The sequence below is a fragment of the Streptomyces sp. BK340 genome, from assembly GCF_007827595.1.
GTDB lineage: Bacteria > Actinomycetota > Actinomycetes > Streptomycetales > Streptomycetaceae > Streptomyces.
In genome coordinates, this window is sequence record NZ_VISR01000022.1 from 145,357 (window position 1) to 169,314 (window position 23,958).

The 23,958-nt window shown below is 71.2% G+C and carries 20 protein-coding genes; 11 read left to right on the forward strand and 9 right to left on the reverse strand.

The genetic code is table 11. From position 1 onward, the window contains the following. Window positions 1-38: 38 nt before the first annotated feature. The 7 genes from FB157_RS31990 to FB157_RS32020 all read left to right on the forward strand — a co-directional run bounded on the left by FB157_RS31990 (window position 39) and on the right by FB157_RS32020 (window position 9,075). Window positions 39-1,142: a sugar ABC transporter substrate-binding protein gene (locus FB157_RS31990; RefSeq protein ID WP_186581786.1), complete on the forward strand. Its 1,104-nt coding sequence runs from the start codon at window positions 39-41 to the stop codon at window positions 1,140-1,142. A 187-nt stretch (window positions 1,143-1,329) separates the two neighbouring features. Further along, complete coding sequence (locus FB157_RS31995) at window positions 1,330-2,121, forward strand: ATP-binding cassette domain-containing protein (RefSeq protein ID WP_186581785.1); 792 nt, start codon at window positions 1,330-1,332, stop codon at window positions 2,119-2,121. Beyond that, window positions 2,118-3,428 (forward strand): sugar ABC transporter permease, encoded by a 1,311-nt coding sequence (locus tag FB157_RS32000; RefSeq protein WP_145884149.1) that lies wholly within the window; start codon window positions 2,118-2,120, stop codon window positions 3,426-3,428. Before FB157_RS31995 ends, FB157_RS32000 begins: the two co-directional genes overlap by 4 nt. A 130-nt stretch (window positions 3,429-3,558) precedes the next feature. Continuing rightward, window positions 3,559-5,487, forward strand: a complete 1,929-nt coding sequence (gene dxs, locus FB157_RS32005) for a 1-deoxy-D-xylulose-5-phosphate synthase (RefSeq protein WP_145884150.1) — start codon at window positions 3,559-3,561, stop codon at window positions 5,485-5,487. Window positions 5,488-5,638: 151 nt separating this feature from the next. Beyond that, window positions 5,639-7,162 carry an amino acid permease gene (locus tag FB157_RS32010; RefSeq protein ID WP_145884151.1) on the forward strand — a complete coding sequence of 508 codons (1,524 nt, stop codon included), beginning with the start codon at window positions 5,639-5,641 and terminating at the stop codon, window positions 7,160-7,162. Between the two features lie 73 nt (window positions 7,163-7,235). Continuing rightward, window positions 7,236-8,702: a glycosyltransferase family 39 protein gene (locus FB157_RS32015; protein WP_145884152.1), complete on the forward strand. Its 1,467-nt coding sequence runs from the start codon at window positions 7,236-7,238 to the stop codon at window positions 8,700-8,702. An 82-nt stretch (window positions 8,703-8,784) separates the two neighbouring features. Continuing rightward, entirely contained in the window at window positions 8,785-9,075 is a 291-nt protein-coding gene (locus FB157_RS32020) for a hypothetical protein (protein ID WP_145884153.1), read from the forward strand. 16 nt (window positions 9,076-9,091) lie between these two features. On the opposite strand, the gene FB157_RS32025 is transcribed toward FB157_RS32020, so the two are convergent. Further along, a complete protein-coding gene (locus tag FB157_RS32025; protein ID WP_145884154.1) occupies window positions 9,092-9,484 on the reverse strand; it encodes an NYN domain-containing protein in 393 nt (130 codons plus the stop codon). A gap of 72 nt (window positions 9,485-9,556) precedes the next feature. Here FB157_RS32025 and FB157_RS32030 point away from each other — a divergent pair, with 72 nt between their 5' ends. Further along, on the forward strand, window positions 9,557-10,576 hold the full coding sequence (locus FB157_RS32030; protein WP_145884155.1) for a hypothetical protein: 1,020 nt from the start codon (window positions 9,557-9,559) through the stop codon (window positions 10,574-10,576). Window positions 10,577-10,627: 51 nt separating this feature from the next. Here the strand turns inward: FB157_RS32030 and FB157_RS32035 are convergent, their stop codons facing one another. The 5 genes from FB157_RS32035 to FB157_RS32055 all read right to left on the reverse strand — a co-directional run bounded on the left by FB157_RS32035 (window position 10,628) and on the right by FB157_RS32055 (window position 17,376). After that, a complete protein-coding gene (locus FB157_RS32035) occupies window positions 10,628-12,757 on the reverse strand; it encodes a 3-hydroxyacyl-CoA dehydrogenase NAD-binding domain-containing protein (protein WP_145884156.1) in 2,130 nt (709 codons plus the stop codon). Further along, a complete protein-coding gene (locus FB157_RS32040; RefSeq protein WP_145884157.1) occupies window positions 12,754-13,971 on the reverse strand; it encodes an acetyl-CoA C-acyltransferase in 1,218 nt (405 codons plus the stop codon). Before FB157_RS32040 ends, FB157_RS32035 begins: the two co-directional genes overlap by 4 nt. A gap of 257 nt (window positions 13,972-14,228) precedes the next feature. Next, window positions 14,229-15,518, reverse strand: a complete 1,290-nt coding sequence (locus FB157_RS32045; protein ID WP_145884158.1) for a ribonuclease D — start codon at window positions 15,516-15,518, stop codon at window positions 14,229-14,231. 220 nt (window positions 15,519-15,738) lie between these two features. Continuing rightward, complete coding sequence (locus FB157_RS32050; RefSeq protein WP_046419368.1) at window positions 15,739-16,398, reverse strand: response regulator transcription factor; 660 nt, start codon at window positions 16,396-16,398, stop codon at window positions 15,739-15,741. A gap of 300 nt (window positions 16,399-16,698) precedes the next feature. Beyond that, window positions 16,699-17,376 (reverse strand): DUF3000 domain-containing protein, encoded by a 678-nt coding sequence (locus FB157_RS32055; protein ID WP_145884159.1) that lies wholly within the window; start codon window positions 17,374-17,376, stop codon window positions 16,699-16,701. Window positions 17,377-17,486: 110 nt separating this feature from the next. Between FB157_RS32055 and hemE the strand changes: the two genes are divergently transcribed. Continuing rightward, window positions 17,487-18,554, forward strand: a complete 1,068-nt coding sequence (gene hemE / locus FB157_RS32060; RefSeq protein WP_145884160.1) for a uroporphyrinogen decarboxylase — start codon at window positions 17,487-17,489, stop codon at window positions 18,552-18,554. Between the two features lie 40 nt (window positions 18,555-18,594). Here the strand turns inward: hemE and FB157_RS32065 are convergent, their stop codons facing one another. After that, entirely contained in the window at window positions 18,595-19,419 is an 825-nt protein-coding gene (locus FB157_RS32065; RefSeq protein WP_145884161.1) for a rhomboid family intramembrane serine protease, read from the reverse strand. A 115-nt stretch (window positions 19,420-19,534) separates the two neighbouring features. Between FB157_RS32065 and FB157_RS48810 the strand changes: the two genes are divergently transcribed. Then, entirely contained in the window at window positions 19,535-19,798 is a 264-nt protein-coding gene (locus FB157_RS48810) for a hypothetical protein (protein WP_145884196.1), read from the forward strand. Between the two features lie 86 nt (window positions 19,799-19,884). On the opposite strand, the gene FB157_RS32075 is transcribed toward FB157_RS48810, so the two are convergent. Beyond that, window positions 19,885-21,279 (reverse strand): FAD-dependent oxidoreductase, encoded by a 1,395-nt coding sequence (locus tag FB157_RS32075; RefSeq protein WP_145884162.1) that lies wholly within the window; start codon window positions 21,277-21,279, stop codon window positions 19,885-19,887. Window positions 21,280-21,306: 27 nt separating this feature from the next. After that, entirely contained in the window at window positions 21,307-22,260 is a 954-nt protein-coding gene (locus tag FB157_RS32080; protein ID WP_145884163.1) for a DUF4349 domain-containing protein, read from the reverse strand. Window positions 22,261-22,421: 161 nt separating this feature from the next. On the opposite strand from FB157_RS32080, the gene hemG reads away from it, so the two are divergent. Beyond that, entirely contained in the window at window positions 22,422-23,954 is a 1,533-nt protein-coding gene (gene hemG / locus FB157_RS32085; RefSeq protein ID WP_145884164.1) for a protoporphyrinogen oxidase, read from the forward strand. Window positions 23,955-23,958 lie beyond the last annotated feature (4 nt).

Here is a 23,958-nt window from a genome sequence, read left to right on the forward strand (position 1 = left end):
CGGCCTCGTCAGGGAGGTTTCAAAGAGTGAACATGCGTATGCGTCGTGCGGCCTTCGCCGTTGCTGCTGGTGCCATGGCCGTTTCGCTGGCCGCCTGTGGCAGTGCCAAGGAGTCCAAGGGCAGCGACAGCTCTTCCTCGGCGTCCGCCAAGAAGGGCGACAACATCAAGGTCGGTCTCCTGCTTCCGGAGAACAAGACCGCCCGCTACGAGAAGTTCGACAAGCCGCTGATCGAGAAGAAGATCATGGAGCTGACGAACAACAAGGCGGACTTCCAGTACAACAACGCCCGTCAGGACGCGAACCTGCAGGCGCAGCAGGTCGACACCATGATCACCAACAAGGTGGACGTCCTGATCCTGGACGCGGTGGACGCCAAGGCCATCCAGAACTCCGTCCAGAAGGCCGTGGACGCCGGCATCAAGGTCGTCGCGTACGACCGCCTCGCCGAGGGCCCGATCAGCGCCTACACCTCGTTCGACAACGAGGAGGTCGGCAAGACCCAGGGCGCGGCCCTGCTGAAGGCGCTGGGCAGCAAGGCCACCAAGTCCTCCAAGATCGTCATGGTGAACGGCTCGGTGACGGACCCGAACGCCGCCATGTTCAAGAAGGGCGCGCACTCCGTCCTCGACGGCAAGGTCACCATCGCCAAGGAGTACGACACCAAGGAGTGGTCGCCGGACAACGCCAACTCCGAGATGGAGTCGGCGATCTCCGCGGTCGGCAAGGGCAAGATCGCGGGTGTCTACTCCGCGAACGACGGCATGGCCGGCGGTATCATCACCGCCCTGAAGGCCGCGGGCCTCTCCGTCCCGGTCACCGGCCAGGACGCCGAGCTGGCCGGTGTGCAGCGCATCGTCTCCGGTGAGCAGTACATGAGCGTCTACAAGCCGTACGCCCCCGAGGCCGACGCCGCCGCCACGATGGCCGTGTACCTCGCCCAGGGCAAGTCGCTCGACTCCGTCGCCAAGGACAAGGTCTCCTCCGGCTCCGCCAAGGACGTCGCGTCGGTCCTGGTCCCGGTCACCTCGCTGACCAAGGACAACATCAAGGACACCGTCATCAAGGACGGCGTCTACACGGCCGCCGACATCTGCACGGGCAAGTACAAGTCCGCCTGCGACAAGCTCGGCATCAACTAAGCAGTCCCCAAGTCCCCTCCCGGTCACGGGCATTCGCACCCCGAACGCCCGTCCGGGACCGGACGGACTGACTCAGGCTCCTCCGGCGCCCCGCGCATCGGACAGCCCCGCAAGCTCGGCGCGGGGCGCCGGACGGAATTCCCCCAAACTTCTGCACAACCTCCCGCCGGGTCAGGCGGCGAAGGAGATGGTTCACGTGTCCGCTACGCCCGTGCTGGCGTTGCGCGGGGTCTCCAAGCGATTCGGTGCCGTTCAGGCGCTCACCGACGTAGAGCTTGAGATCCACGCCGGTGAGGTGGTCGCCCTCGTGGGCGACAACGGAGCCGGAAAGTCCACGCTGGTCAAGACGATCGCCGGCGTGCACCCCATCGATGAGGGCGTCATCGAATGGGACGGCAAGCCTGTTTCGATCAGCAGGCCGCACGACGCCCAGGCCCTGGGCATCGCGACGGTGTACCAGGACCTCGCGCTGTGCGACAACATCGACGTCGTCGGCAACCTGTTCCTCGGCCGCGAGCTGAGGAAGTGGGGCGTCCTGGACGAGGTGGAGATGGAGCGCCGCGCCCGCGAGCTGCTCACCACGCTCTCGATCCGCATCCCGAGCGTCCGCATCCCGATCGCCTCGCTCTCCGGCGGTCAGCGCCAGACCGTGGCCATCGCCCGTTCGATGCTCGGCGACCCCAAGCTGGTCATCCTGGACGAGCCCACCGCCGCCCTCGGTGTCGAGCAGACCGCCCAGGTCCTCGACCTCGTGGAGCGCCTGCGCGAGCGCGGTCACGCCGTCATCCTCATCAGCCACAACATGGCGGACGTGAAGGCGGTGGCCGACAAGGTCGCCGTTCTGCGCCTCGGCCGCAACAACGGCGTCTTCGAGGTCAAGTCGACCTCGCAGGAGGAGATCATCTCCGCCATCACCGGCGCCACCGACAACGCCGTGACCCGCCGTGCGGCGCGCACGTCCGGGGAGGTTTCCAAGTGAGCATCGACAAGACCTCCGCGAACGTGGACAAGACCGACGCCGGCGCGGACGCGCCCGTCGTGAACCCCGAGGCCGCGGCCGCCGCGGTCACCGCGGTCGACCCGCGCCTGCTGGTGCGCGAGCAGGGCCTGCTCGGCTACTGGACCGAGTTCAAGCGCAAGATGAAGGCCGGTGAGCTGGGTTCCCTCCCGGTCGTCCTGGGCCTCGCGATCATCTGCATCATCTTCCAGGTCCTGAACTCCGAGTTCCTCTCGGCGCAGAACATCAGCAACATCACGGTCACGATGGTCGGCACGGGCATGATCTCCGTGGGCATCGTCTTCGTGCTGCTGCTCGGTGAGATCGACCTGTCGGTCGGCTCGGTCAGTGGCGCGGCCAGCGCCCTCGCGGCCGTCCTCACGGTCAACCAGGGCTGGCCCGAGTGGCTCGCCGTGCTCGTCGCCATCGCCGTCGGTGCCGCCATCGGCGCGCTGCACGGCTTCTTCTTCGCGGTGCTCGGCGCGCCCGCCTTCGCCGTGACCCTGGCCGGTCTGCTGTTCTGGCTCGGCTTCATGCTCAAGGTGCTGGGCGAGGACGGCACGATCAACCTCGACAGCGACGGTCTGATCGGCAAGCTCACCACGTACACCTTCGAGGACGTGGCCGCCGCCTACGGGCTCGCGGTCGTCGTGGTCGCGCTGTTCTTCATCAGCTCCTTCCTGGGCAACCGCCGCCGGGAGGCCGCGGGTGTCCCGTCCCGGCCGCTGAGCGACACGATCCTGCGCACCGCCCTGCTGGCCGTGGTCTCCTTCGCCGGTGCCTACATGTACAACCAGTACAAGGGCCTGCCGCTGGCCACCGTGATCTTCCTCGCGTTCCTGGTCGCCACCGACTTCCTCCTGCGGCGCACCGCCTACGGCCGCAAGATCTTCGCGCTCGGTGGCAGCGTCGAGGCCTCGCGCCGTGCCGGTATCAACGTCACCGCGGTGCGCATCTCCGTCTTCGCCATCTCCGGCGGGTTCGCGGCGATCGGCGGCCTCTTCCTGGCCTCGAAGATCGCCTCCGCCAACCAGAGCGCCGGTACGGGTGACCTGCTGATGAACGCGATCGCCGCGGCCGTCATCGGTGGTACCTCGCTCTTCGGCGGCCGGGGTCGTACCTGGAACGCCCTCCTGGGTGTGCTGGTGATCGTGTCGATCCAGTACGGTCTTCAGCTGGAGTCCATCGCGGAGCCGGTGAAGTACATGATCACCGCCGCGGTTCTGCTGACCACCGTGGTCATCGACTCCATCACGCGGAAGACACAGAAGACCGCGGGCCGCGCGTAGCGCGCCTTAGAGTCGGACAGTTGCCCGGTGCCTCAAAGGTGCCGGGCACTGTCGTGTCCTGCAAAGCCGGAACATTAGACTCGTCAAGCCCGGCAACAGCTCGATCAGCTCTACTTGCAAGGAGGCACGGGTGCCGCTGCTGACCCGCATCAGGGGACCGCGCGATCTGGACCGGCTCAGCCTGGAGGAGCTGGACCAGCTGGCAGAGGAGATCCGGACCTTCCTCGTCGACGCCGTCTCCAAGACAGGCGGCCACCTCGGCCCCAACCTCGGTGTGGTCGAGCTCACCATCGCCCTGCACCGCGTCTTCGAGTCCCCGAAGGACAAGGTGCTGTGGGACACGGGCCACCAGTCCTACGTGCACAAGCTCCTCACGGGCCGGCAGGACTTCTCCCGGCTGAAGATGAAGGGCGGTCTGTCCGGTTACCCCGCGCAGGCCGAGTCCGAGCACGACGTCATCGAGAACAGCCACGCGTCCACCGTGCTCGGCTGGGCCGACGGCATCGCCAAGGCCAACCAGCTGAAGAAGCGGGACAGCCGCGTCGTCGCCGTCATCGGTGACGGTGCGCTGACCGGCGGCATGGCCTGGGAGGCGCTGAACAACATCGCCGAGGCCAAGGACCGCCCGCTCGTCATCGTCGTCAACGACAACGAGCGCTCCTACGCCCCGACCATCGGCGGCCTCGCCAACCACCTGGCCACCCTGCGCACGACCGACGGCTACGAGCGCTTCCTGGCCCGGACGAAGGACATCCTCGACCGCACCCCGGTGGTCGGAAGGCCGCTGTACGAGACCCTGCACGGCGCCAAGAAGGGGCTGAAGGACTTCATCGCCCCGCAGGGCATGTTCGAGGACCTGGGTCTGAAGTACGTCGGTCCCATCGACGGCCACGACATCGAGGCGCTGGAGTCCGCGCTGGCGCGGGCCAAGCGGTTCGGCGGGCCGGTCATCGTGCACTGCCTGACCGAGAAGGGCCGCGGCTACCAGCCCGCCCTCCAGGACGAGGCCGACCGCTTCCACGGCATCGGTCCCATCCACCCCGACACGGGCCTGCCGGTCAAGGCCTCGGGCGCCGACTGGACCTCCGTCTTCGGCGACGAGATGGTCGAGCTCGGCAAGGAGCGCGAGGACATCGTGGCCATCACGGCGGCGATGCTGCAGCCCGTCGGCCTCAAGAAGTTCGCGGACACCTTCCCGGACCGGATCTACGACGTCGGCATCGCCGAGCAGCACGGCGCCGTCTCCGCGGCGGGCCTGGCCCACGCCGGTGTGCACCCGGTGTTCGCCGTCTACGCCACCTTCCTCAACCGCGCCTTCGACCAGGTCCTGATGGACGTGGCCCTGCACAAGTGCGGGGTGACCTTCGTGCTGGACCGGGCCGGTGTCACCGGCACCGACGGCGCCTCCCACAACGGCATGTGGGACATGTCGATCCTGCAGGTCGTGCCCGGGCTCCGGCTGGCCGCCCCGCGCGACGCCGACCAGGTGCGGGCGCAGCTGCGCGAGGCCGTCGCCGTCGAGGACGCGCCGACCGTGGTGCGCTTCTCCAAGGGCGCCGTGGGCCCCGCCGTACCGGCCGTGCGCCGGGTCGGCGGCATGGACGTGCTGCGCGAGCCGGGCACCGAACGCCCGGACGTGCTGCTGGTCTCCGTGGGCGCTCTCGCCCCGATGTGCCTGGAGATCGCCGGCCTGCTCGACAAGCAGGGGATCTCCACCACCGTCGTCGACCCGCGCTGGGTCAAGCCCGTCGACGAGGCCATGGCCCCGCTGGCCGAGCGGCACCGGGTCGTCGTCACCGTCGAGGACAACAGCCGCGTCGGCGGTGTCGGCTCCGCGGTCGCCCAGGCCCTCAGGGACGCGGGCGTGGACGTGCCGTTGCGCGACTTCGGCATCCCGCCGCGCTTCCTCGACCACGCCTCCCGCGCGGAGGTCATGGCCGAGATCGGGCTGACCGCGCCCGACATCGCCCGCCAGGTCACCGGACTGGTCGCCAGGCTGGACGGCCGGTTCGACCGCACGGCCGACGAGGTCGACTCCGTGGAAACCGCCCGCGACTAGGCAATTTCGGGAAAACCCCGGATGGCCGGTTTCGCCGCCTTCCCAGGTGGCGGAGCCGGTCCTTTTGCGTGAACCTGCCTGTGCCGGGGCAGACGCATCCCCAGCCCTCTCGATCATGTCGAGGACGACGAGCGCGTGGGAGGTAGGCCCCGTGAGCAACAGCCTCTTCCGGACGAAGAAGGTCGAGCAGTCCATCCTCGACACCGAGGAGCCAGAACACGCGCTCAAGAAGTCCCTGACCGCGCTGGACCTGACCGTGTTCGGTGTCGGTGTCATCATCGGCACCGGCATTTTCGTCCTCACCGGCAAGGTCGCGAGGGAGACCGCGGGTCCCGCGGTCTCCCTGGGCTTCGTGGTGGCCGGCGTCGTCTGCGCCCTCGCCGCGCTGTGCTACGCGGAATTCGCCTCCACGGTCCCGGTGGCCGGGTCCGCGTACACCTTCTCGTACGCCTCTATCGGTGAACTGCCCGCCTGGATCATCGGCTGGGACCTGGTCCTGGAGTTCGCGCTCGGCACGGCGGTGGTCGCCGTCGGCTGGTCCGGATACATGCGTTCGCTGCTGGACAACGCGGGCTGGCACCTGCCCGACTATCTCGCCGGCCGGGACGGGGCCACGGGCTTCGGCTTCGACGTTCTCGCGGCCGGGCTGGTCCTGGTGCTCACCGCCATCCTCGTCATCGGCATGAAGCTGTCCGCGCGGGTCACCGAGGTCGTCGTCGCCATCAAGGTGGCGGTCGTCCTGATCGTGATCGTCGCCGGTGCCTTCTTCATCAACAGCGACAACTACAAGCCGTTCATCCCCAAGGCCCAGACGGTGCAGGCCGGGGGCACTCTCAAGGCGCCCCTCATCCAGCTGATCGCCGGCTGGGCGCCGTCCAACTTCGGGGTGATGGGCATCTTCACCGCCGCCTCCGTGGTCTTCTTCGCCTTCATCGGCTTCGACGTCGTGGCCACCGCGGCCGAGGAGACCAAGAACCCGCAGCGGGACATGCCGCGCGGCATCCTCGGCTCCCTGTTCATCTGCACGGCGCTCTATGTGGCGGTGTCCATCGTCGTCACCGGCATGCAGCACTACAGCGAGCTGTCCGTCGACGCCCCGCTCGCCGACGCCTTCAAGGCCAACGGCCACCCCTGGTACGCGGGCGCGATCAGCTTCGGCGCCGTCATCGGCCTGACCACGGTCTGCATGATCCTGCTGCTCGGCCAGACCCGGGTCTTCTTCGCGATGAGCCGCGACGGCCTGCTGCCCCGCTTCTTCTCCATCGTCCACCCGCGTTTCCGCACCCCGCACCGGCCGACCATCCTGCTCGGCGTGCTCATCGCCGTCATCGCGGGCTTCACCAGCCTGAGCGAGCTGGCCGAACTGGTGAACATCGGCACGCTGTTCGCCTTCGTCGTCGTCGCGGTCGGCGTGGTCGTCCTCCGCCGCACCCGCCCGGACCTGCACCGGTCCTTCCGCACCCCGTGGGTGCCGGTCATCCCGATCGTGTCCGTCGCCGCGACCCTGTGGCTCATGCTGAACCTGCCCGCCGAGACCTGGCTCCGGTTCGCCATCTGGATGGTCATCGGCTGTTTCGTCTACTTCCTCTACGGCCGCTCGCACAGCCGCCTCGCCCGGCAGGAGGAGACCACCGTCGGCCAGGTCATGAACCCGCCGAACGGCAACGACAAGTAACCACCCCGGTCTCTGATACGGCCCCGTATGTCCTGCTTCAGTGGGAACTGCGGGTCCGGATAACGTGCTCCCCATGCTTGCCGCCCCGCTCGCCCCCGCACGGTCCGTGACGACCAGGACGGCGTACTGGACGCGGCTGCTGCCCGCCCTCGCGGTCCTGGCCTGCGTCACCCGGGTGCCCTCCTTCGTCGGGCCGGTGTGGAACCCCGACGAGGGCTATCTCGCCGTACAGGCCCGCCTCCTCGCCCACGGCGGGCACCTGTACGAGACCGTCGTGGACCGCAAACCCCCGCTGGTGCCCTGGCTGTACGAGGCCGCCTTCGCGGTCTGCGGCTCCGGCTCCCTCACGCCGGTGCGGGTGCTGGCGGTCCTCGCACAGACGCTCACGGCCGCGCTGCTCGCCTCCCTGGCGCGGCGCCGCTGGGGCGGTACGGCGGGCCGTACCGCGGGCGTGCTGTACCTGCTGGTGTCCGTCGGCCTCAACCCCGAGGACGCACAGGCCGCCACCTTCGAGGTGTTCATACTGCCCGCCACGGCGGCGGCCCTGTGGTGCGCGGACCGCGGCCGCTGGGGCGCGGCCGGGGCCGCCGTCGCCTGTGCCTTCCTCGCCAAGCAGACCGGCGGCGCCGTGCTGCTGCCGGTGGCCTGGCTGCTGCACCGTGCCGGCATCCCGGGCGCGGGCGCGCTGCGGCTCGGGACCGGGTTCGCCGTACCGGTGCTGTGCGCGGCCCTGGTCACGGACCCCGCCGGATTCCTGTTCTGGACGGTCACCGGCTCCGCCGCCTACGCCTCCTTCACCGGCTCGGAACTCCACGCCCTCGGCCGTGGCCTGGCCAACACCGCACTGCTGGCCGTGGCCTGCGCAGGCCTGATCCCACCTGTCGTACGGTCCCTGCGTGCCTGCCGCACCGCCCGCACGGGCATGGCCGACGCGGCCGACCTGTGGCTGTGGCTGGCGTCCTCGGCCGTCGCCGTCACCCTCGGCTTCCACTTCTTCGGCCACTATTACCTGCAACTCACCCCGCCCGCCGCCCTGCTGGCCACGGCCGCTCTGCGGGCGGAGCCCCGCGAGCGGCCGGCGGCCGCCGTCTTCACCTCGGCCTGCTGCTGCGCCCTGTTCCTCGCCTGGGGCCTGCTCGCGCCGCGCCCCGAACTCGCCCACGCCCAGCGCCTCGCCGCGGCCCTCGCCCAGCGCACCGTGCCCGCCGACCGCGTCCTCGTGTGGGGCATGCACCCGGAGACGTACTGGCTGGCCCGCCGCACTCCCGCCAGCCGCTACCTCACCGCGGGCCTGCTCACCAACTACAGCGGCGGCCGCGACGCCCCCGAGGTCGGCGAGAAGTACGCGGTCGAGGGCGCCTGGCCCGTCTTCCGGGCGGAGCTGACCGCACACGCCCCCGCTCTCGTCGTGGACGACTCCCGCGGCAAGCCGTACGCACCCGACCGCGTGCCGAGCCTGCGCCGGGTGCTGGACGCAGGCTACGAGGAGGTGGGGACGGTGGACGGGGCGGTGCTCTATGCCCGGATTCCGCGCGGCTGAGGGGGAGTTGGCCGTGGCGCCCGGCGGCCCTGCTGTTATGCTGACCGCAGTGATTTGAACACGTTCAATTCAGGGGGATCTCATGTACGTACCGACCGCGCCGGGCCACAAGGACTCACCCGCCGTCGCCCTGGGCCCCACCTCACTCGTCTTCGGGGTCGTCGCGGCCATCGGCGCCTGGCCCTCCCTCATGCTGGCCGTACTGCCGTGGTCGTTCATGGCGGCACCGCTCGCCCTCACCTTCGGCCTCGCGGGCGTCCACTACGCCCGCCGGGGGATCGGCCGCATGTGGACAGCCGTCGCCGGAACCGCCCTCGGAGTCGTCGGGATCGCCGGTGTCCTCACCCTGTTCGTGGCGTTGGCCGAGTGGTAGATCCGCCTCTGCCCGCTCAGCCGAGGACGGTGCGCGGCCCGGTCACCTCCGCGCCCAGTTCGGTCACCCGGCGCCGCAGTTCACGGTCGGCCGTGACCACGAGACGGGCCCGGCCGGGGTGCTCGGCGGTCAGCTCCACGATCCGGTCGTCCCCGCTGCCGGGCGCCTCCGCGACCCGCACTCCGGGCACCGACTCCACGCCACGGGCGGCGCCCTCGACCACGAGCACCAGCTCCACGGCACCCTCATGACCCGGCAGCCCCTCACTGGCCAGCCGGTCCCGCAGCCGCTCGGCGGCGCCCCTGCGGTCCCGCCACCAGCCGTCGGGCCGCGACCCGACGACGTTCGCGCCGTCGACGATCACAAGCAGCGGGCCGTCCGGGTCCGGGGAACCGAGGGGGGCGTCCATGGGGCAAGGTTCCCACGCCACCCGCGAGGGGGCGGGCCCCGGCCTGCGACCAGGGCCGCTTAGAGTGAACCGGTGAACGGCGACTGGCTCCTACGCGGCCGTGACGGCCGCCTCAGTGTCTACCAGCTGTCGGGTGACGCCGTCCTGTGCCGGACGGAGCGCGGCCCGGACGGCGGTCCCTGGACCGACCCGCACAAGGTGGGCGGGGACCAGAAACTCCACCCCGTACTCGCCGTCGGCCAGGGCGCCGACGGCTACGCCCACCTGGTCTCCTGGCGGTCCACCACCAAGGGCGAGTCGGGCCTGGTGCACTCCACCCACTTCCGTCCGCGCCTCGCGGCCCTGGACTGGAGCCCGATCGGCCACCCGGACAAGAAGGGCGACCGCACCGGCACCCCCGCCGTCGCCGTGGACGCGCAGGGCCGCGCCCATGTCTTCGTACGGAACAAGGGCGGCGGGGTGAGCCTGCTGGCACAGAAGGAGAAGGGCGGCTGGGAGCCCTGGCGGGACCTGAAGGGCCATGAGGTCCAGGAGGGCCTGGCGGCGGTGACGGGGGAGTCCGGCAGGGTCGAGCTCTACGCGGCCGCCCCGGGTGTCGTCCTGTACTGGCGTCAGGAGGAGCCGGGCGCCCGGCCGGTGCTCCAGGAGGCCCTGGAGACGGCTGTGCGCCCCGGCACCCTGCACGCCCTGGCCACATCCCCCGCCAGCACGACGGTCTACTACACCGACGACTCGGGCGACCTGTGTGCCTGGCGCCCCGGCACCAAGCCGGTCGCCCTGCTCCCCGCGGCGGGTTCCGGCCGGGTGGCGGCGGTCCGCTGCGAGCTCGACGGCCATGACTGCACGTTGCTGGCCCAGCGCTCGGCGAGCGGCCGCGTCGCCTTCGCCGCCTACCCGACCGAGCTGGAGTCGGCGGGCGCGTGGTGGACGGAGTCGGGTCCGCACCTGCCGGTGGACGCGCTGGTGTCCCTGGCCGTGGACGAGGACGACCGGGTGGTGGCGGCAACGTTGTCCCCGTCCACCGGCCAACTCCTGCTGACCGGACGCAAGGACGAACCCGGGCTGGCGCTCCAGGCGTGGCGGCCGCTCTGACCATGCAGAAGGGCCCAGCCGAAGCGGGGCCCTCCTTCATGTCACCAGGTGTTACGCGGGAACGCTCGCCACGCCGGGAGCGAGGAACTTCTTGCCGTTCACGCGCTCCGAGACGCCCTCACGGTCCAGGTACGGCGTGATGCCGCCCAGGTGGAAGGGCCAGCCGGCGCCCGTGATGAGGCAGAGGTCGATGTCCTGGGCCTCGGCGACGACGCCCTCGTCGAGCATGAGCCCGATCTCCTGCGCCACCGCGTCCAGGACACGGTCGCGGACCTGCTCCTCGGTCAGGACGGTGTCGCCCTGCTTCAGGAGCGCGGCGACCTCCGGGTCCAGCTCCGGCTTGCCGCTGTCGTAGACGTAGAAGCCGCGCTTGCCCGCCTTGACGACGGCCGCGAGGTTCGGGGAGACCGTGAAGCGGTCCGGGAAGGCCCGGTTGAGGGTCTCCGAGACGTGCAGACCGATCGCGGGGCCGACCAGCTCCAGCAGCACCAGCGGGGACATCGGCAGACCGAGCGGCTCGATGGCCTTCTCGGCGACCTCGACCGGGGTGCCCTCGTCGATGACGTTCTGGATCTCGCCCATGAAGCGGGTGAGGATGCGGTTCACGACGAACGCCGGGGCGTCCTTGGTGAGGACCGCGGTCTTCTTCAGCTTCTTGGCGACGCCGAAGGCCGTGGCCAGCGAGGCGTCGTCCGTCTGCTCGCCGCGGACGATCTCCAGCAGCGGCAGGACCGCGACCGGGTTGAAGAAGTGGAAGCCGACGACCCGCTCGGGGTGCTGCAGCTTCGACGCCATCTCCGTGACCGACAGCGAGGAGGTGTTGGTGGCGAGGATCGCGTGCGCCGGGGCGACCGCCTCGACCTCGGCGAACACCTGCTGCTTGACGCCGATCTCCTCGAAGACCGCCTCGATGATGAAGTCGGCGTCCGAGAAGCCCTCGGCCTTGTCCAGGACACCGGTCACCAGCGCCTTGAGGCGGTTGGCCTTGTCCTGGTTGATCCGGCCCTTGCCGAGCAGCTTGTCGATCTCGGCGTGGACGTAGCCCACACCCTTGTCGACGCGCTCCTGATCGATGTCGGTCAGGACGACCGGCACCTCCAGGCGGCGCAGGAAGAGCAGCGCGAGCTGGCTGGCCATCAGACCGGCGCCGACGACGCCGACCTTGGTGACCGGGCGGGCCAGGTTCTTGTCCGGGGCGCCCGCGGGACGCTTGCCGCGCTTCTGCACCAGGTTGAACGCGTAGATGCCGGAGCGCAGTTCGCCGCCCATGATCAGGTCGGCGAGGGCGGCGTCCTCGGCGTCGTAGCCCTGCTGCAGGTCGCCGTTCTTGGCGGCCGCGATGATGTCCAGGGCGCGGTAGGCGGCCGGAGCGGCCCCGTGCACCTTGGAGTCCGCGATGAAGCGGCCCTTGGCGACGGCCTGGTCCCAGGCCTCGCCGCGGTCGATCACCGGGCGCTCGACCTCGACGTCGCCCTTGAGGACGTTCGCGGTCCAGATCAGCGACTGCTCCAGGAAGTCGGCGCCCTCGAAGATCGCGTCCGCGATGCCGAGGTCGAAGACCTGCTGGCCCTTGAGCTGCTTGTTCTGGTTGAGGCTGTTCTCGATGATCACCGAGACGGCCTTGTCGGCGCCGATCAGGTTCGGCAGCAGCGCGCAGCCGCCCCAGCCCGGGACCAGGCCCAGGAAGACCTCGGGGAGGGAGAACGCCGGGATCGCCTTGGAGACGGTCCGGTAGGAGCAGTGCAGGCCGACCTCGACGCCGCCGCCCATCGCCGCACCGTTGTAGTACGCGAAGGTCGGGACCGCGAGGGCCGCGAGGCGCTTGAAGACCTCGTGGCCGCCCTTGCCGATGGCCAGCGCGTCCTCGTGCTTCTTCAGCAGCTCGACGCCCTTGAGGTCGGCGCCGACCGCGAAGATGAACGGCTTGCCGGTGATGCCGACGCCGACGATGTCGCCGGCCGCGGCCTCCGCCTCGACCTGGTCGATCGCGGTGTTGAGGTTCGCCAGCGAGGCCGGACCGAAGGTGGTCGGCTTGGTGTGGTCGAAGCCGTTGTCAAGGGTGATGAGCGCAAAACGCCCCGCACCGAACGGCAGGTCGAGGTGGCGTACGTGCGCGGACGTCACGACCTCGTCGGGGAACAGCTCGGCCGCACCCTTCAGAAGCTCAGCGGTGGTGCTCACTTGTCCCCCTCGAAGTGCGGGTTCTCCCAGATGACCGTCGCGCCCATGCCGAAGCCGACGCACATGGTGTTCAGGCCGTAGCGGACGTGCGGCTGCTCCTCGAACTGGCGGGCCAGCTGCGTCATCAGACGGACACCGGAGGAGGCCAGCGGGTGGCCGTAGGCGATGGCGCCGCCGTACTGGTTGACGCGCGCGTCGTCGTCGGCGATGCCGTAGTGCTCCAGGAAGGCGAGGACCTGGACGGCGAAGGCCTCGTTGATCTCGAAGAGACCGATGTCGGAGATGGACAGGCCCGCCTGGGCGAGAGCCTTCTCCGTGGCCGGGATCGGGCCGTAGCCCATGACCTCGGGCTCGACGCCGGCGAAGGCGTAGGAGACCAGGCGCATCTTGACCGGCAGGTTGTTCTCGCGGGCGAAGTCCTCGCTCGCGATGATCGAGGCGGTGGCGCCGTCGTTCAGACCGGCCGCGTTACCGGCGGTGACCCGGCCGTGCACGCGGAACGGGGTCTTGAGGCCCTGCAGGTTCTCCAGGGTCGTACCCGGGCGCATCGGCTCGTCGGCCGTGACCAGGCCCCAGCCGGTCTCGCCGCCCTCGGGGTTGGTCCGGCGCACCGAGATCGGCACCAGGTCCTGCTGGATCTTGCCGTCGGCGTACGCCTTGGCGGCCTTCTCCTGCGAGCGCACGGCGTATTCGTCGGCGCGCTGCTTGGTGATGGTCGGGTAGCGGTCGTGCAGGTTCTCGGCGGTCATGCCCATGAAGAGGGCGGACTCGTCGACCAGCTTCTCGCTGACGAACCGCGGGTTCGGGTCCACGCCCTCGCCCATCGGGTGGCGGCCCATGTGCTCGACACCACCGGCGATGACGGCGTCGTAGGCGCCGAACGCGATCGAACCGGCGGTGGTCGTCACGGCGGTCAGGGCGCCGGCGCACATGCGGTCGATCGAGTAGCCCGGGACGGACTGCGGCAGACCGGCGAGGATGCCGGCCGTACGGCCGAGGGTCAGGCCCTGGTCACCGATCTGCGTGGTCGCGGCGATGGCGACCTCGTCGATCTTCTTCGGGTCCAGCCCGGGGTTGCGGCGCAGCAGCTCCCGGATCGCCTTCACGACGAGGTCGTCGGCGCGGGTCTCGTGGTAGATGCCCTTCGGGCCCGCCTTGCCGAACGGGGTGCGGACGCCGTCGACGAAGACGACGTCCCTGACGGTACGAGGCACGATGGCTCTCCTCCAGGTGCGGGATGGCACTGCTGCGATGCGCTGAGCGCGCGCTCAGGCCCCATGCTACTTATGAGTAACGTAGCTGCCCAGTCCCGGCGGCGGGAGCGGCGAACGTCACATCCCCGGTGGCGCCGTCGAGCCCGCGGGGTCCCCTGCATGCCCTCCCAGGATCTTGGCGTGATCTCGACGTCCCTGTTCCGCTTCCGCGGCCCGTACCGCAACGGTTTCGCGTGAGGAACGGCCTGGCGCGCCGCTCAGGCCCCCTTGGCCGACAACGCCGCCACCAGCACCGGCGTGACCTGCTCCACCTGCCAGGCCCGCGCGCCGTAACCGGCCAGTGCGAGCTCGACGGACCCGGCGTCCACCACCTTCGGCGGCTCCCAGCAGATCCTTCGCACCGTGTCCGGGGAGACCAGGTTCTCCTGGGGCATGTTGAGCTGCTCGGCCAGAGCCGACACTCCCGCGCGAGCCGCGGACAGCCGAGCCGCGGCCGCGGGGTCCTTGTCGGCCCAGGCCCGCGGCGGGGGCGGCCCGGCGACCGGCTGCCCGGGCTGCGGCAGTGCGGAGTCCGGCAGGGCCTTGGCCCGGTCGACCGCCGCCTGCCACTGCTCCAGCTGTCGCCGCCCGACCCGGTGCCCGAACCCGTTCAGCATGGCCAGGGCGTGCGCGTTGCCCGGCAAAGAGAGCGCGGCCTCCACGATGGCCGCGTCCGAGAGCACCTTGCCCGGCGACACATCCCGTCGCTGGGCGATCCGGTCCCGCGTCTGCCAGAGCTCCCGCACCACGGCCAGCTGCCGGCGCCGGCGCACCTTGTGCATGCCGGACGTGCGGCGCCACGGATCCTTGCGGGGCTCGGCGGGCGGAGCGGACGCGATCGCGTCGAACTCCTGGCGTGCCCAGTCAAGCTTGCCCTGCCGGTCCAGCTCCTTCTCCAGGGCGTCCCTGAGGTCGACGAGGAGTTCCACGTCCAGGGCGGCATAGCGCAGCCACGGCTCGGGCAGCGGACGGGTGGACCAGTCGACGGCCGAGTGCCCCTTCTCCAGGACGAAGCCGAGGACGCCCTCGACCATCGCGCCGAGGCCGACCCGGGGGAACCCGGCGAGCCGCCCGGCCAGCTCGGTGTCGAACAACGATGTCGGCATCATGCCTATCTCGCGCAGACAGGGCAGGTCCTGGGTGGCGGCGTGCAGCACCCACTCGACGCCGGACAGTGCCTCGCCGAGACCTGACAGGTCGGGACAGGCGACGGGGTCGATCAGCGCGGTGCCGGCGCCCTCGCGGCGCAGCTGCACCAGATAGGCGCGCTGGCCGTAGCGGTAGCCGGAGGCGCGCTCGGCGTCGACGGCGACGGGGCCGGAGCCGGCGGCGAAGGCCGCGATCACCTCGGCGAGGGCGTTCTCGTCGGTGATCACCGGCGGAATGCCCTCGCGGGGTTCGAGAAGTGGCGTCGGCGCCCCCGTCACAGAAGATCCGGCGTCGTCCGGAGGAGTGCCTCCGGTGGTGCGCAGGGCACTGTCTGCTGCGGTCTCTTGGGCGTCGGTCACCTGTCAAGGGTATCCGTGTGTGGACAGCGCCCGTCGACGGAACGTTCCGTCGACGGGCACCGGAGGGTCGTAAACCAGTCAGGCCGGTGAAACTCACGGTTCACATGCGTGAACCAGGGGCTCCGCCGAGCGGTTCGGCGGCGGTGTCGGTCAGGGGCTCAAGGGCTTAGCGGTTCAGGGGGATCGGGGAGATCGAGGACGGGGGTGGAGGGGGCAGGGGTCAGTGGATGATTCCGGTGCGCAGGGCCACGGCGACCATTCCGGCCCGGTCGCCCGTGCCGAGCTTGCGCGCGATGCGGGCGAGGTGGCTCTTCACGGTCAGGGCGGACAGGCCCATCGAGACGCCGATGGCCTTGTTGGACTGGCCTTCCGCGACCAGACGCAGCACCTCCACCTCGCGTCCGGACAGCTCGCGGTAGCCGCCCGGGTGGCTCGGGGCACCCGGGGGGCGGCGGTGCATCCGGGCGGCGCCGCCGAGGGGGGCGGCGCCGGGTCGGGTGGGGAGCCCGATGTTCGTCCGGGTGCCGGTGACGACGTAGCCCTTGACCCCGCCGGCCAGGGCGTTGCGGACGGCGCCGATGTCGTCGGCGGCCGAGAGGGCCAGCCCGTTGGGCCAGCCCGCGGCGCGGGTCTCGGACAGCAGGGTCAGGCCGGAGCCGTCGGGCAGGTGGACGTCGGCGACGCAGATGTCGCGGGGGTTGCCGATGCGGGGACGAGCCTCCGCGATGGACGAGGCCTCGATGACGTCGCGGACACCGAGCGCCCACAGATGGCGGGTGACGGTGGAGCGGACGCGCGGGTCGGCCACGACCACCATGGCGGTCGGCTTGTTCGGGCGGTAGGCGACCAGGCTTGCGGGCTGCTCGAGGAGAACGGACACCAGGCCTCCTGGGGTGGGGGGACGGGGCCGGCTTGTGGGGATGAAGCCGGGACGAACCGTGCTTTGAAGGTCACAGTCGTCTTCGGCAGCAAACGCGTCCGCCTTTAGAGAATGATCACGATCTAGTGAGTAACAATCCGTGCAATTCGGACACGCGATCGATCATCCGAAGATCGAGTCGGTTCGGGCCGGTGCGATTCGAGTGCGCAAAGTGGCCGTATCGACAAAGAGATGGTCAACAAGGGGTCCATGAGGATTACGGAGCCCCGTGAGGAGTATGCCGATACGGCCGGGATCACGTCACCGGGACTGCGGACCCCTGCGCTGCGGCAGGGTCACCACCGAGGCGTCGCCCGGTCCGGCCGGGGGCAGCCCGCCGATCTGGGCCAGCAGATCGCACCACGAGGCCAGGTGGCCGGCGGTGTCCGGCACTCCGCCCAGGCCCTCGCGGGGCGTCCAGGAAGCCCGGATCTCGATCTGCGAGGCCGCGGGGCGCTCGGACAGACCGCCGAAGTAGTGCGAGCTGGCACGTGTGACGGTGCCGCTCGGCTCGCCGTACGTCAGCCCGCGCGACTGCAGCGCACCGGTCAGCCACGACCAGCACACCTCCGGCAGCAGCGGATCGGCCGCCATCTCCGGCTCCAGCTCCGCGCGCACCAGCGTCACCAGCCGGAACGTACCGTGCCAGGCGTCGTGCCCGGCCGGGTCGTGCAGCAGCACCAGCCGCCCGTCGGCCAGCTCCTGCTCGCCGTCGGCCACCACGGCCTCCACCGCGTACGCGTACGGCGCCAGCCGCTGCGGAGCCGGCGTCGGCTCCACCTCGACCTGCGGCCTCAGGCGCGCGGCCCGCAGCGCCTCGACCGCGGCCCGGAACGCCGGCGGCCCCGCCGCACCCGCATGCCCCTCCGCCTCCGCGTTCCCCTTCGCGTCGTCCATTCCGCCAGCGCCGTCCGACAGTCGTCCCTGAGCCGCAGCCATGCGGGGAAGAGTAAGGGGAACCGGGGCTTTGTGCAGGGCAACACACCCCGCGCCCGATGTTGCCGTGGCCACGTGCGTTCCGCTCGACGGCGTCGTGCGAGACTTGCCCCGTGACCGCCAACGACGCCTCCACGGGCCAGCAGCCGACAGCCACGTACGACAGCGCCTTCCTCAAGGCGTGCAGGCGCGAGCCCGTGCCGCACACCCCCGTGTGGTTCATGCGTCAGGCCGGCCGCTCGCTGCCCGAGTACCGCAAGGTGCGTGAGGGCGTCCCCATGCTGGAGTCCTGCATGCGGCCCGAGCTGGTCACCGAGATCACCCTGCAGCCGGTGCGCCGCCACAACGTGGACGCGGCGATCTACTTCAGCGACATCGTCGTCCCGCTCAAGGCGATCGGCCTCGACCTCGACATCAAGCCCGGCGTCGGCCCGGTCGTGGAACAGCCGATCCGCACCCGCGCCGACCTCGCCCGGCTGCGCGACCTCACCCCCGAGGACGTCCCCTACGTCACCGAGGCGATCGGACTGCTCACCCGTGAGCTGGGCCCGACCCCGCTGATCGGTTTCGCGGGCGCGCCTTTCACCCTCGCGAGCTACCTGGTCGAGGGCGGTCCGTCGCGTACGTACGAGAACGCCAAGGCGATGATGTACGGCGACCCCGAGCTGTGGGCCGACCTGCTGGACCGCCTGGCCGACATCACGGCCGGCTTCCTGAAGGTGCAGATCGAGGCGGGCGCCTCGGCCGTCCAGCTCTTCGACTCCTGGGTCGGCGCGCTGGCCCCGGCCGACTACGTGAAGTCCGTGATGCCCGCCTCGGCGAAGGTGTTCGACGCCGTCGCCGGGTACGGCGTCCCGCGCATCCACTTCGGTGTCGGCACCGGTGAGCTGCTCAGGCTCATGGGCGAGGCCGGTGCGGATGTCGTCGGCGTCGACTGGCGCGTCCCGCTGGACGAGGCCGTCCGCCGTGTCGGCCCCGGCAAGGCGCTGCAGGGCAACCTCGACCCGACCGTCCTGTTCACCGACAAGGACACCGTCGAGGCCAGGGCCCGCGAGGTGCTGGACGCGGCCGCCGGTCTCGAGGGTCACGTCTTCAACCTCGGCCACGGCGTGCCGCCCAACACCGACCCGGACGTGCTGACCCGGCTCGTGGACTTCGTCCACTCGGCGAGCGCCCGCTGAGCCGGCCCGCTCGTAGGGGGCCCGCTCGGAGGGAGCCCGGTCACCACACCTGACGGGGCCGGGCCTGCCTGCCGAACAGCAGGCGGGGCGGCTCCGGGGGCGGCGGAGTGCCGGGCTTGAGCGGCCAGGCGAGCAGCATGCCCGCCACGAAGCCGACCACATGGGCCGCGTAGGCCACGGTGCCGGCACCGGAGATGCCGTGCCCGGAGGAGTACACCGCCTGCAGGGCGAACCAGAAGCCCAGCACCAGCCAGGCGGGCAGCCTGAGCGGCAGGAAGACCAGGAACGGGACGAGGACCCACACCCGCGCCCTCGGATACAGCACCAGATAGGCGCCGAGGACTCCGGCGATCGCCCCGGAGGCGCCGATCAGCGGGTCGTGCGAGGAGTCGTTGAGCAGCGCGAAGCCGTAACCGGCCGCGTAGCCGCAGACGACATAGAAGACGAAGTAGCGGATGTGGCCCATCCGGTCCTCGACGTTGTTGCCGAAGATCAGCAGGAAGAGCATGTTGCCCAGCAGGTGCAGCCAGCTTCCGTGCAGGAACATCGCGGTGAACACGGACAGTGGCGGGGACTTGTGATAGCGGGCCGGTCCCACCACACAGCCCGGGCCGTGCGGGCCCAGGCCCACGTCGCCCGTCGGGACCAGCTGCGGCAGCTGATGGTGGATCAACTCCCTTGGGACCGCCGCGTAGTGGTCCATGAACGCCTGCAGATGGCACAGCTGCGCCAGATCGCTGCCGCCCGCCACGGAGCCGGCCATGCCGGGCATGGTGAGGAAGACGAGGACGTTCGCCGCGATGAGCGCGTACGTCACGTAGGGCGTGCGGCGTGCGGGGTTCACGTCATGGACGGGGATGACCACACAGAAGTAGTTCCCGCGATGGGGCGCGCGAATCGGTGAACGCGGCCGGGCGGGGCTGCGTATGTGTTCTCAACCGAGGTGAGGACAGGCGATGGAAGCTCCGCAGGTTTCGGCGATGCATGCTCTGCCCGATGGTGAGGCCGAGCTGTCTTTGGTGGTGAGGCTCCCCTGGGAGGACGTTGCGCGGCTGGGTCAGGAGGCGGGGCGGCTGGCCTCGCAGATGCAGCGGCCCGTGACGTTGGACGAGGCGGTGAGCCATCGGCTGCGGTCGGCTCGGACGTCCGCCTCTCATGCGAAGCCTTCGGCCGAACAGCCCGCGGCCGTGACGTCGAGTGCGGGGGTCACCTCATTGCCGCGGATCAGCACCGGGACGGCCTAGGAGCGTTGCGGGGCGCGGGTGATCCGCGGCCGGTCGCGCCCGTGCGGCGGAGCCGCGCATCCGCAGCCCCGCGCCCCGCAGGTCGGTCACGTCGCCCGTACCTTCGACGTGGCCTTTCTCGCCGCCACCAGTACCGGGTCCCACACCGGTGAGAAAGGCGGGGCGTAGCCCAGGTCCAGGGCTGTCATCTGTTCCACCGTCATACCCGCGGTGAGGGCCACCGCCGCGATGTCGACCCGCTTCGCCGCGCCCTCCCTGCCGACGATCTGGACGCCGAGCAGACGGCCGGTGCGGCGTTCGGCGAGCATCTTGACCGTCATGGGCGAGGCGCCGGGGTAGTAGCCGGCGCGACTGGTCGACTCGATGGTGACGGTCTCGAACTGCAGGCCCACGCGGTGGGCGTCCTTCTCGCGCAGGCCGGTGCGGGCGATCTCCAGGTCGCAGACCTTGCTGACGGCCGTGCCGACCACGCCCGGGAAGGTGGCGTAACCGCCGCCGGCGTTGGTGCCGATGACCTGGCCGTGCTTGTTGGCGTGGGTGCCGAGCGGGACGTACTGCTCCTGCCCGGAGACCAGGTTCAGCACCTCGACACAGTCGCCGCCCGCCCAGATCTCCTCGTGGCCACGCACCCGCATCGCGAGGTCGGTGAGCAGGCCGCCGTGGGCGCCGAGGGGGAGGCCCGCCGCCCGGGCGAGCGCGGTCTCCGGGCGTACCCCGATGCCGAGGACCACGACGTCCGCCGGGTACTCGGCGTCCTCCGTGGCCACCGCGCGGACCCGGCCGTCCTGCCCGGTGAGCAGCTTGGTGACTTCGGCGTCGTTCACCATGGTGATGCCGAGTCCCTCCATGGCCCGGTGCACCAGGCGGCCCATGTCCGGGTCGAGCGTCGACATCGGCTCGCTGCCGCGGTTGACGACGGTCACCTCGTAGCCGCGGTTGATCAGCGCCTCGGCCATCTCCACGCCGATGTATCCGGCGCCGACGACGACCGCGCGCCGGCCGCCCGTGTGGACCAGCGAGTCCAGCAGGGCCTGGCCGTCGCCGAGTGTCTGCACGCCGTGCACGCCCGGGGCGTCCGCGCCGGGCATGTCCGGGCGGATCGGGCGGGCGCCGGTCGCGATCACGAGTCCGTCGTACGACACCCAGGACTCGCCCCCGGAAGCGAGGTCACGCGCGCGTACCCGACGGCCGGCGACGTCGATCTCCGTGACCTCCGTCCGCATCCGCAGGTCGATGTCCCGCGCGCGGTGCTCCTGCGGTGTGCGCGCGATCAGCCGGTCCCGCTCGGGCACGTCACCGCCGACCCAGTACGGGATCCCGCACGCCGAGTAGGAGGAGAAGTGGCCGCGCTCGAAGGCCACGATCTCCAGTTCGTCCGGCCCCCGCATCCGGCGCGCCTGCGACGCCGCGGACATCCCCGCGGCGTCACCGCCGATCACGACCAGCCGTTCCCTGTCGCCCCGCCCGCTACTCATGCTCATGTGAACACGCTAGAGGGCGAGATCATTTCAGTCCTCGTCGGGCACGCTCGACGGGTCCGGTACCCGGCGGGCCCGGGGCAGCGGGGCGGTGGTCGGCGCCGCGGGTGCGGGCTGGGCGTGGCGTGGCCGGCGGGGACGTACGACGCGCAGCCACAGCAGCGCCAGCAGTGCCGCGAGCGCGGCGAACGGCAGGACCGCGCCGAGGGCCAGTGCGATCCAGCGCAGCATCGTGACGAACACGTGCCAGCCGCCCGACACGGCGTCCACGAAGCCGGGGGTGTCGTCCTCGGCGGCCTTCTTCACGGGCGTCTCGGACAGGGCCAGGGTGATGGTGGCGAGGCTGGTGCGGTCCTTCAGGGACGCCTGCTGCGCGAGCAGCGCCTCCAGGTCCGCCTCCCGGCTGCTCAACTCCCCTTCCAGGGTGACGACGTCGCTCAGCCTGGTCGCCTTGTCCATCAGCTCGCGGATCCGGGCCACGCTGGTCCGCTGCGACTTGATCCGGCTGTCCACGTCCACGACCTGGTCGGTGACGTCCTGCGCCTTCGCCGTGCGCTCGACCAGCTTCCCGGCGCCCTGCAGGTCGGCGAGGACCTCGTCGTACTTCTCGGTGGGCACGCGCAGCACGACCCGGGTCTGCTCGTGGCCCTCGGCGTCCCGGCTGGTGCTCTCCTTGCCGACGTAGCCGCCCGCGCTCGCGGCGGTGGTGCGGGCGGCCTCCAGTGCCTTGGGCACGTCCTTGACCTCGACGGTCAGGGAGGCGGTGCGGATGATGGCGCTCGGAATCGGCCTGGGCGTTCCCGGGGCCGACTTGGCGTCCTCCGCCTTGGCCCCGGCGGCGCCCGCCTGCGGTGCCGGGCGCCCCGCGGCCGACTTCGCGTCGCCCGAGTCGTCCGCGCCGCTGCACCCGGCGAGCGCGAGGGCGGCGGCGAGCAGGACCCCGGCCAGGACCTGGACGGAACGTGCGGAGTGCGGTGTGCGCATGGGCGGACCCCCGATGACGGTGACTTGCGACGACGCTCCTTCGACGCCGGTGCCGCGGGGAACGTTGGATCGCGTCGGTTCCGATGCGGTCACGGTCCGGACTCGTCCCGGACTCCGGGCCTTGGGCGGGGGGTGCCGAAGAGGTCTGAGAGAGTGGGGCCATGAGCGCAACGGGTACGCACACGGGGCACGCCGTCGTCATCGGAGCCGGTATCGCCGGGCTGGCGGCCGCCCACCGGCTGCTGGAGCGCGGGCTGCGGGTGACCGTCCTGGAGGCCTCCGGCCGGGTCGGCGGCAAGCTGCTGCCGGGCGAGATCGCGGGCGTACGGGTGGACCTGGGCGCCGAGTCGATGCTCGCCCGCCGCCCCGAGGCGGTCGCCCTGGCCCGCGAGGTGGGCCTCGCCGAGCAGCTCCGGCCGCCGGCCACCGCGACCGCCTCGATCTGGACGCGCGGCGCCCTGCGCCCGATGCCCAAGGGCCATGTGATGGGCGTCCCCGGCACGGCCGGCGCCCTGGCGGGTGTCCTGTCCGACGAGGGCCTGGCCCGCATCGAGCGCGACGCCGCACTGCCCCGCACGGAGGTCGGCGACGACGTGGCCGTGGGGGAGTACGTGGCGGAGCGGCTCGGCCGCGAGGTCGTCGACCGCCTGGTCGATCCCCTGCTGGGCGGGGTGTACGCCGGCGACGCGTACCGCATCTCGATGCGCTCGGCCGTCCCGCAGCTCTTCCAGGCGGCCCGCACCCACGACTCGCTCACGGCGGCCGTCCGCGACATCCAGGCCAGGGCCGCCGCCGGCCGGCAGACCGGGCCCGTGTTCATGGGCATCGAGGGCGGGGTGGGCCGGCTGCCGCTCGCGGTCGCCGAGGCGGTGCGGGCGCGCGGCGGCGAGATCCTGACCGGGACACCGGTGACGGAGCTGCGCCGGGCCGGGGCGGATCCGGACGTCTCGGACGGGGCGCCGGACGGCGTGGCCGCGGGTGCGCACGAGGACGCCGGGGCGCCGCGGCCGGACGCCGCGTGGCGCGTCGTGGCCGGTCACCGTGTGCTGTACGCGGACGCCGTCGTCCTCGCCGTCCCCGCCCACACGGCCGCCGGCCTGCTGCGCGCCGAGGCCCCGGCCGCGGCCGCCGAACTCGCCACCGTCGAGTACGCCTCCATGGCCCTGATCACCCTCGCCTACCGGCGTTCCGACCTCGCCCTCCCCGAGGGCAGCGGCTTCCTGGTGCCGCCCGTCGACGGCCGCACCGTCAAGGCGTCGACCTTCGCCTCCCAGAAGTGGGGCTGGATCGCGGACGAGGACCCGGACGTGGTGGTGCTGCGCACCTCCGTCGGGCGTCACGGCGAGACGGAGATCCTCCAGCGCGAGGACGCCGAGCTGGTCGAGGTCTCCCGGCACGACCTGCGCGAGGCGACCGGCCTGGCCGCCGTGCCGCTGCAGACCCGGGTGACCCGCTGGACCGACGGCCTGCCCCAGTACCCGGTGGGCCACCACGCGCGCGTGGCCCGCATCCGCGAACACGTCGCCAAGCTGCCGGGCCTCGCGGTGTGCGGCGCGCAGTACGACGGCGTCGGCATCCCCGCCTGCATCGCGAGCGCGTACGCGGCGGTGGACCAGCTGGGCGGCGACCTGAGCGGGGTCCGCGAACTGACGGCCAACCCGGTGCAGAGCCTGCACGGCGGAGCGGGAGAATAGGGAC